The sequence below is a fragment of the Modestobacter sp. DSM 44400 genome, from assembly GCF_900107175.1.
Lineage (GTDB): Bacteria > Actinomycetota > Actinomycetes > Mycobacteriales > Geodermatophilaceae > Modestobacter.
Window position 1 is genome coordinate 1 of the sequence record NZ_FNOZ01000007.1, and the last position, 13,627, is coordinate 13,627.

Genomic DNA, 13,627 nt, shown 5'->3' on the forward strand with positions numbered 1-13,627 from the left:
CGAGATCCAGCACGACCTTGCCCGGGTCGTGGATCGCCAGCGGCTTACGCCACGGCGACAACCCCGCCCGCAGCCCGGCCCCCAGACCACTGGCCGCGACGGTCTCGGTGAGCAGTACTCCACCGGCCTGACCGACGGCTGGAACCGGCGCGGTGTCCACAGACAGCCGGGGGTAGAGCAGGGTAGGTTTCTTCACCTGGAAGGTGCTCCTCGATCAGCGTGGCATGGACTCTCGACAAGTCCCATTCTCGCAGGTCAGGGGCACTTTCCGTTTGATCAACTTCCCGTCGAGGCCGGCTGGTATGAAATCTCGAGGCTAGGGGCCAGGTGGCGAGACCGGTCAGGGGACACCGGCGTCCGGATGCGGTCAACGGCCATGCAAGCACGCCTGAGGGCAGTTCCGCCCTCATGACTGTCGGGGCCCGGTACGCCGAAGTGAATACATGCATGAGTCTTAGTATCACTTAGAGGCTATCCAAGCGTAAGCTCCTGTCATGTTCTCAGAAGTGAACTGGCCCGCCCTCGACTGGGAGGACCGATCCTGGCAGCCGAGGATTCCGCCGTCATTGGTGTCCGCGGCGGTCCGTGAACGGCATGCGGGTCCCTACCGAGCCGCGGTCGTGCCGCACATCGCCGAGCTGACCCCCCGGCTCTCCGGCGAAGTGCTGGCCCTCTCCGAGGACGCCTCAGCGGAGATTGCGCGCTTCGACGCGGAGCTCGGCTCGGAAGTCGCCCCGTTCGCCTCGGTGCTGCTGCGGTCGGAGTCAGCCTCGTCGTCCATGATCGAGAACCTGACGTCCGGGGCCAAGGCGATCGCGCTCGCCGAGCTAGGCAGCACCGATAAGCGCAACGCCACGGAGATCGTCGGCAACGTCGGAGCCATGCGAGCCGCCCTCGCCCTGGCCGACCGCCTCGACGCGGAGGCGATCCTGACGATGCACGCCGCGTTGATGGGCGCGGTCCACCCTGGCATGGCGGGGACGTGGCGCGACGAGCAGGTCTGGATCGGCGGGACGTCCTTCGGACCGCACGCCGCCTCCTTCGTGCCGCCGCACCAGGAGCACGTCCCGTCCCTGGTTGACGACCTCGTCTGCTTCGCGCGGCGGACCGACGTGCCGCTGCTCGCCCGGGCCGCCATCGCGCACGCTCAGTTCGAGACCATCCACCCCTTCCCAGACGGCAATGGCCGCACCGGCCGGGCCCTGATCAACGCAATGCTGCGCGGCCACGGCTTGACCAAGAACGTGACCGTTCCGGTGTCCGCGGGCCTGCTGACGGACACGACCAGCTACTTCGACGCGCTGACGGCCTACCGGACGGGCGACCCCGCCGCGATCGTTGTCAGCCTTGCCGAGGCGTCGTTCGAGGCGACAGCGAACGGGCGCCAGCTGGTGCGTGACCTGCACGCCATTCGGGCGGGATGGGATAACGCGATCAAGGCCCGGCGGGGAGCGGGCGCCTGGCGGCTCGCCGACCTGCTGCTGCGCCAGCCGGTCGTTGACGCGGCCACCGTGGCCGCGGAACTCGGGCTGGCACCGCAAAACACGCAGCGGGTGGTCGCGGCCCTCGCGGACTCCGGCGTGCTGACCGAATTCACCGGCTTCAGGCGCAATCGCATGTGGCAGGCCACCGAGGTGCTCACAGCTCTCGACGACTTCGCCGCTCGCGCCGGTCGTCGAATGCGGTAAGCGCCCTCGGACGGCGACGCGTCGGGGAGACCGCCGGCTCCAGGGGCAGCCACGGAAATCTGGCGGCCTGCACCAGCGTCTCCCGCAGCCCCTCCTGCCCGCCGCGAACGTAGAGTTCTTGCCGCCGCGCTCGGGCTTCCACCTGAGGAGGTGGCCGGGGTGCGTTCTTGGAGGCCGGCGGCCCCCGGACGTCCGGGCTTCTGCGGTAGCGGCGACCCTGAGGGCTGGCTGCGCGCCGCGCCTCGAGGAGGATTCATTGGACAAGCCCAGAGCTCTGCTGCTCGAGAACATCGATCCGGTGGCAGCAGAACTGCTGCGCTCGGTCGGCTACGAGCTCGAGTCGCTGCGGGGAGCGCTGGACGAGGCCGACCTGGTCGCCGCGCTGGACGGGGTCCACCTGCTGGGCATTCGGTCGAAGACCTTGGTCACCGCGGACGTCCTGCACCGGAGTCCCGGTCTCGCGGCGGTCGGCGCCTTCTGCATCGGCACGAACCAGATCGACGTCGCGGCGGCTGCGGCGGCCGGCGTCGCGGTGTTCAACGCGCCGTTCTCCAACACCCGCAGCGTCGTGGAGATCGCGCTGGCCGAGATCATCTGCCTGGCCCGGCGGCTGATCGACCGGGATCGCGCCCTGCACGCCGGGACGTGGAACAAGTCAGCGACCGGGAGCCATGAGATCCGCGGGCGGACGCTGGGCATCGTCGGCTACGGCAATATCGGCAGCCAGCTCTCCGTGCTGGCCGAGGCCCTGGGCATGCGGGTGTTGTTCTACGACCTGGAGGACAAGCTCGCGCTCGGCAACGCCGAGGCCTGCGGAAGCCTGGAGGAACTGCTCGAGCGCTCGGAGACGGTGACCTTGCACGTCGACGGGCGCGCCGGGAACGCGGGCCTGTTCGGCGCCGAGCAGTTCGCCCGGATGCCCCGGCGGAGCCTGTTCCTCAACCTCTCCCGCGGGTTCGTCGTCGATCACGAGGCGCTGCGGGCGCACATCCTCAACGGCCACCTGGCGGGTGCGGCCATCGACGTGTTCCCTGACGAACCCAGGGAGCAGGGTGACGATTTCACCTCGGTGCTGCGCGGGCTGCCCAACGTCATCCTCACGCCCCACGTCGGCGGATCCACCCAGGAGGCCCAGTACGACATCGGGCGGTTCGTCGCCGGCAAACTGGTCGACTACAGCCGAACCGGCGCGACGACCTTGAGCGTCAACCTGCCCGCGGTTGCCCTGCACGGGTCCTCGGCGGCCCGGTTCACGCTGCTGCACCGCAACGTCCCGGGGGTCCTGGCGCGTGTCGATGCGCTGATCGGTGAGCAGGGCCTGAACGTCGACGGCCAGGTGCTCGCCACGCGAGGAGAACTGGGCTACGCCGTGACCGACGTCAACGGCGAACTGTCCGAAACCCTGCTGTCAGAGCTCCGGGCGTTGCCGGAGACCGTCCGCCTGACGACGTTCCCCCGGTCAGCCGACTAGCGCCGCACAACGCCCTACCAGGCATGTGGGGCAGTGCAGGCGGTAGTGGGCTGGCAGCCGGTCCTACCCACGGCCCGGCAGGATGGACACGCAGCGCATGACCCACGGCGTCGTGCGGGGCCCTACGCGCTGCGCAGCTCGTTCAACTGGCTCTCAGTTCAGGACGCGGAGTGGTGGATGTCGGCGAAGTTGACCCCGCACGAGGAAATCTCGTACACCTGCTCGCCGTCCCCGGGGACGGGGTCGGGCAGGTCGACGACGTCGAGGACCTCGGGGCCGCCGAAGCGGGTGATCCGCCCGGCTCGCATGACCCGAGGCTAGGACGTCGCTGATTCCAGAGCATCGGCCGTCGGGGGAGGCCCGGCTCACGCGGACCCCGAGCAGGTGCGCCACGAGGTTGCCGGCGGATGATACTGACGACCGAGCCGGCTACTGCTCCATGCAACGTGGCGTGACACCAGAGGTGCAGACATGACTCTTGACCGACGTGCCAGGGCGTCGCGCCGTGGTGCCCGTTGACCGATCCGCCCACGGCCTCTTTCCCGGACCGCGACGCGGAAGCGGTCGTCCCGGTCTTCTTCCTGTCCGACAGCACCGGGATCAGCGCCGAGACGATGGGCAACGCCCTGCTGATCCAGTTCCCGGACGTGTACTTCGAGCGGACGCTGATCCCGTTCATCTCCACGGTGGAGATGGCCCGTCAGGTCGTGGCTCAGCTCGACGAGGCGATGGAGGGCCCGGTGACCCCGCTGGTGTTCAGCACCGCTGCGGTGGACGAGGTGCGCGAGGAGCTGCTGAAGACGAAGGCCCCGATCATCGACTTCTTCGGCATCCACATGGGCCGGGTGGAGGAGCAGCTGGGCGCCCGGGGGCTCCACGAGGCGCGGCGGCTGCACGGGGTCGGCGACGTCCGGCGCTACAACAACCGGATGGCGGCGATCGAGTTCGCCATCGAACACGACGACGGCCTGAGCCCCCGGGGGCTGGACCGTGCCGACGTCGTGCTGCTGGCGCCGTCGCGGTGCGGCAAGACCCCGACCGCGATGTACCTCGCTCTCCAGCACGGCCTGTTCGTGGCCAACTACCCCCTCGTCGATGAGGACCTGGAGACGACCGACCTGCCGCGCCCGGTTAACGACCTGGCCGACCGGTGCTTCGGGTTGACCACCACAGTGGCCCGGCTCAGCCGGGTCCGCCAGGAGCGGCGTCCGGACTCCCGGTACGCCTCTGAGGAGCAGTGCCGCTTCGAGCTGCGCCGGGCGGCGGCCATGTATGAGACCCACGATCTGCCCACGGTGGACACCTCGGCGGCCTCCGTCGAGGAGATCGCCGCCGTGGTGATCCAGACCCTGGCCCGGCAACGGCGCAGCTCCGGCGGGCGCCCGCAGTCCGGCCACGACCTCCGGCGAGGAAGGACCACCCGCTCATGAGCACCGACACCGCACCCGAGGTACCGACCGGTCCGGCGGCCGGCGACGGCGACAACGTCCGGTGGTTCGCCGAGCTGGGGCTCGGCGACCTGGAGGTGGTCGGCGGCAAGAACGCCTCGCTGGGCGAGATGATCTCGAACCTGGCCGACGCCGGGGTCAGCGTTCCGGACGGCTTCGCCACGACGGCCGCGGCCTACCAGCGCTTCCTCGGGGACACCGGCCTGGCCGCCCGGATCGCCCAGCAGTTGCGCACGCTGGACACCGACGACGTCCGCGCGCTGTCCGCGGCCGGCCGGGAGATCCGCCGAGCGGTGATCGAGCAGCCCTTCCCGCCGGCTTTGGAGGCCGATATCCGGGCGGCGTACGACCAGTTGGCCGGGGACGACGCCGAGGCCTCCTTCGCGGTGCGCTCCAGCGCCACGGCCGAGGACCTGCCCGACGCCTCCTTCGCCGGGCAGCAGGAGACGTTCCTCAACGTGCGGGGCATCGACGCGGTGCTGCAGGCCGTCCGAGAGGTCTACGCATCGCTCTACAACGACCGGGCTATCGCCTACCGGGTGCACCACGGATTCGACCACGAGACGGTGTCGCTGTCGGCGGGCGTGCAGCGGATGGTGCGCTCGGACGTCGGGGCCTCCGGGGTGGTGTTCACCATGGACACCGAGTCGGGGTTCCGGGACGCCGTGTTCGTGACGTCGGCCTACGGCCTGGGCGAGGGCGTCGTGCAGGGGGCGGTCAACCCCGACGAGTTCTACGTCTACAAGCCCGCCCTGCGGGCCGGGCGCCCGGCGATCCTCAAGCGGGGCGTGGGTGAGAAGGCCACCAAGATGGTCTACACCGAGCACGCCGAGGTCGGCCGGACGACCGAGTTCGTCGACGTCGACCCCGCCGACCGCCGGCTGCTGTCCCTCACCGACGACGAGGTCACCGAGCTGGCGCGGCAGGCCTGCCGCATCGAGGAGCACTACGGCCGGCCCATGGACATCGAGTGGGGCAAAGACGGGCTGACCGAGAAGATCCTGATCCTGCAGGCCCGGCCGGAGACCGTGCAGTCCCGCTCCGGCAACACCACCGAGCGCTACAAGCTCACCGGCACCGGCGACGTCGTGATCGAGGGGCGGGCGATCGGGCAGAAGATCGGGGCCGGCGCCGTCCGGGTGCTCAGCGACATCGACCAGATGGACTCCTTCACCCCCGGCGACGTGCTCGTCGCCGACATGACCGACCCGGACTGGGAACCGATCATGAAGCGGGCCTCGGCGATCGTGACCAACCGCGGCGGTCGGACCTGCCACGCGGCGATCATCGCCCGCGAGCTGGGCATCCCGGCCGTCGTCGGCACCGGCACCGCCACCCGGGTGCTGAACGACGGCGACCCGGTAACGGTCTCCTGCGCCGAGGGCGACACCGGCCTCGTCTACGCCGGTGAGGTGGGCTTCGAGGTGGCGGAGACTTCTCTGGACGCCATGCCGGAGATCCCCACCAAGATCATGATGAACGTGGGGACGCCGGAGCAGGCCTTCGCGTTCTCCCGGCTGCCCAACGCCGGCGTCGGGCTGGCCCGGCTGGAGTTCATCATCAACCGGCAGATCGGCATCCACCCGCGCGCGCTGCTGGACCTGGAGCAGCTCGACGACCCGCTCAAGGCGCAGATCGAGGAACGGATCGTCGCCTACTCCTCGGCGCGGGACTTCTTCGTGCAGCGCGTCGCGGAGGGCATCTCCATGATCGCTGCGGCGTTCGCCCCCGAGCCGGTGATCGTGCGGATGAGCGACTTCAAGTCCAACGAGTACGCCAACCTCCTCGGCGGGGAGCGCTACGAGCCGCACGAGGAGAACCCGATGCTGGGCTACCGCGGAGCCTCCCGGTACCTGTCGGCCGAATTCGCCGACTGCTTCGCCATGGAGTGCGAGGCGCTGCGCTACGTCCGCGACGAGATGGGCCTGACCAACGTCAAGATCATGATCCCGTTCGTCCGGACGGTCGCGGAGATCGAGGGCGTGGTGCGGCTGCTGGGGGAGCATGGTCTGCGCCGCGGCGAGAACGGTCTCTCCGTGGTGATGATGTGCGAGCTGCCCTCCAACGCGCTGCTCGCCAACGCCTTCCTCGACCACGTCGACGGGTTCTCCATCGGCTCCAATGACATGACCCAGCTGGTGCTGGGCCTGGACCGCGACTCCAGCCTGGTCGCGGCGGGCTTCGACGAACGCGACCCGGCGGTGCTCGCCGTGCTGGAGATGGCGATCCGGGCGTGCCTGGAACGCGGGAAATACGTGGGCATCTGCGGCCAGGGCCCCAGCGACCACCCCGACCTGGCCGAGTGGCTCGTGGCGCAGGGGATCGAGTCGATGTCCCTGAACCCGGACACCGTCGTCGAAACCTGGCTGCACCTCGCCAAGAGCGCTGGCGCGAGCTGAGAGTGGCGCGAGCATGCCCCGGGGTGAGTCCGGGGACGCCGTGGCCCACCCCTGCCAGGTGAGCGCCTCAGGTCAGATGTGCGAGCCGGTGATGGATGTCGGCGAAGTTGACGCCCACCGCGGAAACCTCGTAGAGCTGCTCGCCGTCCCCGGGGATGGGGCCGGGCAGGTCGACGACGTCAGGGACCTCGGGGCCGCCGAAGCGGGTGACCTGCACGGCTCGCGTGCCGGAGAGGCCAGGCTCCGGACGCGACGCGTTGATCGCGGGCTTGGGTGCGGCGCCGTCCCAGTGCCTATGGGTGCCGGGCCGGCGACGGCCGATCACCCGGACGTTGGAGGGGTCTGCACCGTGCTCTCAAGGAATCCTGCGGTCGGGCCGACCTTGTCAGCGCCGGGGTGGGTGGCCAGGGAGACGGTTGATCGCGGCGACCCCGGGGACGGGAGTCCCCGGCGGAGGAGGAAGTCGGTCCGTGCGCGAGGAAGTCGGAACGGGTCGGGCCCCACGTTGCCGCTCGACGGGCCGGATGAGCGGCGTCGCGATCGCTGCGGCCATCGGGCTGGTCGTCGTCCCCGGAACGGCGTCAGCGCAGCCGGATGACCCGACCGACGGGCAGCTCAGTGCCGCGCAGCAGGCCGCCGGCGACGCCGCCGCGCGCGTCGGTGAGTTCTTGACGCAGCTGGGCGCCGCCCAGGCGGCGGTGGCCTCCGCGCACGCCCACGCCGCATCCGCCCGCGATCAGTACGAGCAGCAGCTCGCGAGCTACCAGAGCGCCCAGGCGGCCGCAGACGCCGCACAGGCGGCAGCCCAGCAGGCCCACCAGGATGTGGCTGCATCGCGAGCGGACGTGATCGCCTTCGCGCGGAGCAGTTACATCAGCGGCAGCACCTCGACACGGCTGCAGGCGCTGTTGACCTCCGCCGGCCCAGCCCAGCTGCTCGAGCGGGCCGCGCTCCTCGATGCCGTCGGCCAGCGCCGGTCCGATGTCCTCGACCGGCTGACCGTCGTCCAGCGGAAGTCCGCCGACGCCTCGGCCGCAGCGCGCTCCACGCTGGCCGCAGCGGCCACGTTCGAGGGTCGGGCCGCCGCCGAGCTGGCTTCCGCCGACCAGTTGGAGACCGACGCCCGCGAGAAGGCCACCGCCTTCCGGGCACAGCAGGCCGCGATGCAGACCCAGCTCCAGCAGGCGCGGACCACGCTCGTGGCCCTGCAGGCCCAGCGGACCGCCGCACAGCGGACGTCCGCGCAGTCGACCGCCGCGCCGTCGACCGCCGCGCCGTCGACCGCCGCACCGTCGACCGCCGCACCGCCGACCGCCGACCGCCGCACCGTCGACCGCCGCACCGCCGCACCGCCGACCACCGTGCAGCCGCACCGCCGACCACCGTGCAGCCGACCCCGTCACGGTCCTCCCCGCCGTCCACCACCTCCGGCAGCGGTTCGTCCTCCGGTGGTCCGCCACCGGACGCACCAGCTCACGACTGGAGCGCTGTCGCCGAGTGCGAGTCCGGCGGCAACTGGAACATCAACACCGGCAACGGCTACTACGGCGGCCTGCAGTTCAGCCAGTCCACCTGGGAGGCCTACGGGGGCGCTGCTCATGCCCCGCGCGCGGACCTGGCCCCACCGAGCCAGCAGATCGCCGTCGCGGAGAAGGTCCTGGCCGGCCAGGGCGCCGGCGCCTGGCCGATCTGCGGAAGGAACCTGACTGCCGGCCCATGAACTCGCGGGGCACACGCGCTCGCGCGCCTGCCCGGCGACCGCATCCGGCATCTCTTCCCCACGGTGATCCCGACCAGCCTGTCCGGGAACGTCCAGGCGGCCCGTCCTCCGGGGCCTTGGCTACCTATCGCCGATAGACGATGTTTCCCGGGTGACCGGCAAGGTGGCAGCACGACAGCAGGCGCGGGTCGCCGAGATCGTGGCCGAGGCATGGGAGCTGGCCCGCGAGCAGGGCGTCGCGGGGATCTCGTTGCACGAGCTGGCCCGCCGGCTCGGCATCCGTCAGCCGTCTCTCTCCGTACCGTCGCCCTGCACGTCCTCGGGTCCGCGGAGGCCCAGGCCTCGGTGGGGCAGTTCCTGCACCAGCTCGTGCACGGCCTGCGGCTCAACCGGCGGATGGCCCCCGACCACTGGATCGACGGCCTCAACGAGGTGCAGATCCGCGAGCGCGCACACCTGTCCACCGACGAGCTGGTGACGGCGCTGGGCGCGGTCGGTCCCGCGCGGTGGTCGGGCGGTGGGGCACACCGCTGCCCATACGCCACCTGCCGCTCCCGTTCGGCGGCCCGGTCGGCTGGGCGCCGCTGAAGTACCTGCTCGACGTCGGCTTCACCCGGGATGTCTGGGCGCATCGAATCGACATCTGCGCGGCCCTGGGCAGGGACATGTACCTGACCGCCGATCACGACGGGCGGCTGGTCGGCGACATCGTCGCCGAGTGGGCAGGGCTGCACGGGGAGCCCTTCGACCTGGTGCTCACCGGACCCGCCGGCGGCACCTACAGCCAGGGCAGCGGGGGAGAGCACGTCGAGATCGACGCCCTCGACTTCGTCCGGGTCCTGTCCGGTCGGCTGCCCGGCAGCGGCGTCCTGCGTCATCCCCTCCCGCTGTGACAGACGCGCCGGTCCCAGCCAAGGTCGGAGCACTTGACACGGACGGGGCTGACGTCGGACCTCCCGGTCGCAGGAACGCGGAGATCGGATCCGTCCTCGATGATCCGTGGGGCGGCGCTACCACCAGGCGAATCCGTGGCGGCCGGTGAGACGGGGACCCAACCGGCACCGGTCCGGCCGCGGTGGATCCAGAAGGCACAGTGCCCGCCGCGGGCAGCACGTCCCTGGTCGTTCGCGAGCCGGCCATCACGCAGGGCATCGTGACGGCGATCATCGCTGCCGTGGGTCTGTTCGGAGTGCAGGGCACGGAAGGCTTGGGAGAGACCGCGATCTCGATCGCTGTGACCGCCGTTCCCCTGCTGGGGGCGCCCTCCGTGCGCGGCCGGGTGCAGCCGATGCCGCGGTCTGCCACGCCGACAGACCGCTGAGTCGCGACGCAGGCGCGGACGTCGCAGCGCCGTCGACCTGGGCGGCCGGTGCGTCCGGCGACGGCTGGACAGGGGAGAGCGTGGCCACCGGGTGTTGCCCCGGTGCCCGGAGATGGTCCAGAGTCCGGAATCGCCCCCCGTTCCCGCTGACAGACCGGAGTGCAGATGGCCCAGGTCGTGCTGTTCCACCACGCGCTGGGGCTGACCCCCGGCGTGGTCGCCTTCGCCGACGAGCTGCGGGGGGCAGGGCACACGGTGCACACCCCGGACCTGTTCGAGGGCCGCACCTTCCCCTCCATCGAGGAGGGGGTCGGGCACGCCCAGGAGATCGGGTTCGGCGAGGTGATGCAGCGGGGTGCCCGGGCAGTCGAAGGGCTGCCCGCCGAGCTGGTGTACGCCGGCTTCTCGCTGGGTGTGGTCCCCGCCCAGATGCTGGCGCAGACCCGGCCGGGAGCGCGCGGCGCACTGTTCTTCTACTCGTGCCTGCCGGTGTCGGAGTTCACCCCGGCCTGGCCCGTCGGGGTGCCGGTGCAGGTGCACGGCATGGACGCCGACGCGATCTTCGTGAACGAGGGCGACATCGACGCGGCTCGCGCGCTGGTCGAGGAGGCCGAGGACGCGGAGCTGTTCCTCTACCCCGGCGACCAGCACTACTTCGCCGACAGCACGCTGCCCTCCTACGACGCGCCCGCGACCGCGCTGCTCACCCAGCGGGTGCTCGGCTTCCTCGCCCGGTAGGAACCCCGGGCTCCGGCGGGTGGGGCCGACGCTCACCGACTAGGTTCATCTCGCGGTAACGAGACCCAGAACTGCGAATGTCGAGGTGGGCGTGTGGGCAGGTCGGTGCTGGTGACCGGCGGCAACCGGGGGATCGGGCTGGCCATCGCCCGCTCCTTCGCCGAGAACGGCGACTCGGTTGCGGTCACACACCGCGGCAGCGGCGCCCCGGAGGGTCTGTTCGGCGTCCAGTGCGACGTCACCGACGCCGCGGCCGTGGACCGCGCGTTCACCGAGGTCGAGGAGCACCAGGGCCCGGTCGAAGTCCTGGTCAGCAATGCCGGGATCACCCGGGACGGGCTGCTGCTGCGGATGGCCGAGGACGCGTTCACCGACGTCCTGGACGCGAACCTCACCGCCGCCTTCCGGGTCGCCAAGCGGGCGGCGCCCAAGATGGTGCGCGCCCGGACCGGCCGGATGGTGTTCATCTCCTCGGTCGTCGGGCTCTCCGGCTCGGCCGGGCAGGTCAACTACAGCGCCAGCAAGTCCGGGCTGGTCGGGCTGGCCCGCTCGATCGCCCGCGAGCTGGGCAGCCGCAACATCACCGCGAACGTCGTGGCCCCGGGCTTCGTGGCCACCGACATGACCGCGGAGCTGCCGGAGAAGCGGCAGCAGGAGATCCTCGGGCAGGTGCCGCTGGGGCGGTACGCGCAGGCCGACGAGATCGCCGGCGTCGTGCGCTTCCTGGCCGGCGAGCAGGCGGGGTACATCACCGGGGCCGTCGTCCCGGTCGACGGCGGACTCGGGATGGGGCACTAGATCATGGCAACTGAGGTAAAGGGCATTCTCGAGGGCAAGAGGATCCTGGTTGCCGGAGTACTGACCGAGGCGTCGATCGCCTTCTCGGTCGCCCGGATCGCACAGGAGCAGGGCGCGACCGTCGTCCTGTCCAACTTCGGCCGTGCCCTCTCGCTCTGCCAGCGGATCGCCAAGCGGCTGCCGCAGGAGGCACCCGTCGTCGAGCTCGACGTCACCAACACCGAGCACCTGGACACGCTGGCCGACCGGTTGCGCGAGCACGTCGACGGCCTGGACGGCGTCGTCCACTCCATCGGGTTCGCCCCCCAGGAGGCCATGGGCGACGGCTTCCCCGAGGTCGCCTGGGAGCACGCCGCGACGGCGTTCCAGGTCTCGTCGTGGTCGTTGGCCTCGCTCACCCAGGCCTGCCGGCCGTTGTTCGGTGACACCGCCTCGGTGGTCGGGCTGACCTTCGACGCGACCGTCGCCTGGCCGGTCTACGGCTGGATGGGCGCGGCCAAGGCCGCTCTGGAGTCCACCTCCCGCTACCTCGCCCGCGAGCTGGGCCCGGACGGCGTCCGGGTGAACCTCGTCGCCGCCGGGCCGCTGCGCACCATGGCGATGAAGTCGATCCCGGGCAGCAAGCAGTTCGAGGAGGCCTGGGAGGGTCGCGCGCCGCTGGGCTGGTCGGTCACCGACACCGAGCCCGCCGGCAAGGCCGTCGCGGCGCTGCTGTCGAACTGGTTCCCGGCCACCACCGGCGAGATCGTGCACGTGGACGGTGGCTTCCACGCCGTAGGCGTGTGATGTGCATGGTCATGCCGTCGGTGTCTGACCTGTCCCGCCCGGCCCATCCGATGCCAGCGGGTGCGTCGATCACCCCTGCCGGGCAGCAGCCCGACCAGGACCCGTCGCTCGCCGTCCGCAACAACGGCGGGACCGAGCCGACCGCGCAGCCGGCCCCGGCCGGACGGCGGGAGGCGCTGCTGCTGCTGTCCTTCGGCGGCCCGGAGGGGCACGAGGACGTGATGCCGTTCCTGGAGAACGTCACCCGCGGTCGCGGCATCCCCCGGGAGCGGCTGGCGGCGGTGGCCGAGCACTACCACCACTTCGGTGGCGTGAGCCCGATCAACGACCAGAACAAGGCGCTGATCGCGGCGGTGGAGGCCGAGTTCGCCCGCGCCGGCGTCGACGTCCCGGTGTACTGGGGCAACCGCAACTGGGCGCCCTACGTGGAGGACACCTGGCGGCAGATGGCCGAGGACGGCATCGAGCACGCCTACGTCTTCGCCACCTCCGCCTATGCCTCGTTCTCCGGCTGCCGGCAGTACCACGAGGACGTCGCGCGGGCCCGCGTCGCCCTGGCCGCGGACCCCGCTGCCCCGGCCGGGCCGACCGCGGAGAAGCTGCCGCACTACTTCGACGCGCCCGGGTTCCTGCAGGCCAACGCCGAGGCGCTGGCCGCCGCGCTGGCGCAGCTGCCCGACGACGTCCGGGACACTGCCCGGCTGGTCGCCACGGCGCACAGCATCCCCGACGTGATGGCCGCCGTGGCCGGGCCGGACGGCGGGTCCTACCAGGCCGAGCTGAGACGCGCCGCCCAACTGGTCGTGGATGCGGCCGCGCCGGGGCGCCCGTTCGACCTGGTGTGGCAGAGCCGCAGCGGCCCGCCGTCGGTGCCGTGGCTGGAACCCGACGTCAACGACCACCTCCGTGCACTGGCCGAGGCGGGGGAGAAGGCCGTGGTGGTCTTCCCGATCGGCTTCGTCAGCGACCACCTCGAGGTGATCTGGGACCTCGACAACGAGGCCGAGGAGACCGCCGGTGAGCTCGGGCTGAGCTTCATGCGGGCGGCGACGGCGGGGACCCACCCGGCGTTCGTGGCCACCGTGCGCGGGCTGGTGCAGGAGCGTCGGGCCGGCGGAGCGCCGCGGCTGGGCACCAACTGCCCGGCGTCCTGCTGCTTTGCACAGCGACCCACCCGACCTGACGCCTGAGCTCGGAGAGGCTGCTCTTGCGGTGTTACTGCCGCTCTTGCAGTGCTGCAACACCGCAAGAGCAGGGG

Annotated in this window: 16 protein-coding genes and 1 pseudogene; 12 read left to right on the forward strand and 5 right to left on the reverse strand. The window is 71.2% G+C overall.

All coding sequences use genetic code 11. The features are described from left to right. A pseudogene (locus tag BLW04_RS06530) lies at positions 1 to 196 on the reverse strand (IS1380 family transposase); the annotation flags it as partial. Positions 197 to 506: 310 nt separating this feature from the next. Between BLW04_RS06530 and BLW04_RS06535 the strand changes: the two are divergent. Together BLW04_RS06535 and serA are read left to right on the forward strand one after the other, a co-directional pair. Then, a complete protein-coding gene (locus BLW04_RS06535; RefSeq protein ID WP_217630879.1) occupies positions 507 to 1,688 on the forward strand; it encodes a Fic family protein in 1,182 nt (393 codons plus the stop codon). Between the two features lie 256 nt (positions 1,689 to 1,944). Then, positions 1,945 to 3,159: a phosphoglycerate dehydrogenase gene (serA, locus tag BLW04_RS06540; protein ID WP_091537978.1), complete on the forward strand. Its 1,215-nt coding sequence runs from the start codon at positions 1,945 to 1,947 to the stop codon at positions 3,157 to 3,159. A gap of 158 nt (positions 3,160 to 3,317) precedes the next feature. Here serA and BLW04_RS06545 read toward each other — a convergent pair whose 3' ends face one another. Then, complete coding sequence (locus BLW04_RS06545) at positions 3,318 to 3,467, reverse strand: Zn-dependent oxidoreductase (protein ID WP_091537979.1); 150 nt, start codon at positions 3,465 to 3,467, stop codon at positions 3,318 to 3,320. Positions 3,468 to 3,674: 207 nt separating this feature from the next. Here BLW04_RS06545 and BLW04_RS06550 point away from each other — a divergent pair, with 207 nt between their 5' ends. Together BLW04_RS06550 and ppsA are read left to right on the forward strand one after the other, a co-directional pair. Next, positions 3,675 to 4,589, forward strand: a complete 915-nt coding sequence (locus tag BLW04_RS06550; RefSeq protein WP_091537980.1) for a pyruvate, water dikinase regulatory protein — start codon at positions 3,675 to 3,677, stop codon at positions 4,587 to 4,589. Then, entirely contained in the window at positions 4,586 to 7,006 is a 2,421-nt protein-coding gene (gene ppsA, locus BLW04_RS06555; RefSeq protein WP_091537981.1) for a phosphoenolpyruvate synthase, read from the forward strand. Before BLW04_RS06550 ends, ppsA begins: the two co-directional genes overlap by 4 nt. A 67-nt stretch (positions 7,007 to 7,073) precedes the next feature. Here the strand turns inward: ppsA and BLW04_RS28150 are convergent, their stop codons facing one another. From BLW04_RS28150 to BLW04_RS06570, 3 genes are all read right to left on the reverse strand, one after another. After that, positions 7,074 to 7,331 carry a hypothetical protein gene (locus BLW04_RS28150; RefSeq protein ID WP_254781126.1) on the reverse strand — a complete coding sequence of 86 codons (258 nt, stop codon included), beginning with the start codon at positions 7,329 to 7,331 and terminating at the stop codon, positions 7,074 to 7,076. Positions 7,332 to 7,587: 256 nt separating this feature from the next. Next, positions 7,588 to 7,824, reverse strand: a complete 237-nt coding sequence (locus BLW04_RS06565; RefSeq protein ID WP_091537983.1) for a hypothetical protein — start codon at positions 7,822 to 7,824, stop codon at positions 7,588 to 7,590. Between the two features lie 50 nt (positions 7,825 to 7,874). Next, positions 7,875 to 8,348, reverse strand: coding sequence for a hypothetical protein (locus BLW04_RS06570; RefSeq protein WP_139306754.1), 474 nt, complete (start codon positions 8,346 to 8,348; stop codon positions 7,875 to 7,877). Between the two features lie 42 nt (positions 8,349 to 8,390). Between BLW04_RS06570 and BLW04_RS06575 the strand changes: the two genes are divergently transcribed. From BLW04_RS06575 to BLW04_RS06605, 8 genes are all read left to right on the forward strand, one after another. After that, entirely contained in the window at positions 8,391 to 8,726 is a 336-nt protein-coding gene (locus BLW04_RS06575; RefSeq protein ID WP_091537985.1) for a transglycosylase family protein, read from the forward strand. Positions 8,727 to 9,071: 345 nt separating this feature from the next. Beyond that, positions 9,072 to 9,314, forward strand: coding sequence for a hypothetical protein (locus BLW04_RS25750; RefSeq protein WP_139306755.1), 243 nt, complete (start codon positions 9,072 to 9,074; stop codon positions 9,312 to 9,314). Further along, the gene (locus BLW04_RS06580) at positions 9,233 to 9,619 is read left to right on the forward strand and encodes a maleylpyruvate isomerase mycothiol-dependent enzyme family protein (protein WP_091537986.1); all 387 of its coding nucleotides are present in this window, start codon (positions 9,233 to 9,235) and stop codon (positions 9,617 to 9,619) included. Before BLW04_RS25750 ends, BLW04_RS06580 begins: the two co-directional genes overlap by 82 nt. Before the next feature lie 200 nt (positions 9,620 to 9,819). Next, positions 9,820 to 10,047: a hypothetical protein gene (locus BLW04_RS06585; RefSeq protein ID WP_091537987.1), complete on the forward strand. Its 228-nt coding sequence runs from the start codon at positions 9,820 to 9,822 to the stop codon at positions 10,045 to 10,047. Positions 10,048 to 10,212: 165 nt separating this feature from the next. Further along, on the forward strand, positions 10,213 to 10,785 hold the full coding sequence (locus BLW04_RS06590; protein WP_091538100.1) for a dienelactone hydrolase family protein: 573 nt from the start codon (positions 10,213 to 10,215) through the stop codon (positions 10,783 to 10,785). A gap of 93 nt (positions 10,786 to 10,878) precedes the next feature. Then, positions 10,879 to 11,583 (forward strand): beta-ketoacyl-ACP reductase, encoded by a 705-nt coding sequence (gene fabG, locus BLW04_RS06595; protein ID WP_091537988.1) that lies wholly within the window; start codon positions 10,879 to 10,881, stop codon positions 11,581 to 11,583. Positions 11,584 to 11,586: 3 nt separating this feature from the next. Next, the gene (fabI, locus tag BLW04_RS06600; protein ID WP_091537989.1) at positions 11,587 to 12,369 is read left to right on the forward strand and encodes an enoyl-ACP reductase FabI; all 783 of its coding nucleotides are present in this window, start codon (positions 11,587 to 11,589) and stop codon (positions 12,367 to 12,369) included. A 20-nt stretch (positions 12,370 to 12,389) separates the two neighbouring features. Then, positions 12,390 to 13,559 carry a ferrochelatase gene (locus BLW04_RS06605; protein ID WP_254781127.1) on the forward strand — a complete coding sequence of 390 codons (1,170 nt, stop codon included), beginning with the start codon at positions 12,390 to 12,392 and terminating at the stop codon, positions 13,557 to 13,559. The last annotated feature ends 68 nt before the right edge of the window (positions 13,560 to 13,627 follow it).

Coding starts and splice junctions, on each gene's coding strand:
- BLW04_RS06545 (WP_091537979.1), bottom strand. CDS start 3,467: ATGCGAGCCGGGCGGATCACCCGCTTCGGCGGCCCCGAGGTCCTCGAC.
- ppsA (WP_091537981.1), top strand. CDS start 4,586: ATGAGCACCGACACCGCACCCGAGGTACCGACCGGTCCGGCGGCCGGC.
- BLW04_RS06590 (WP_091538100.1), top strand. CDS start 10,213: ATGGCCCAGGTCGTGCTGTTCCACCACGCGCTGGGGCTGACCCCCGGC.
- fabI (WP_091537989.1), top strand. CDS start 11,587: ATGGCAACTGAGGTAAAGGGCATTCTCGAGGGCAAGAGGATCCTGGTT.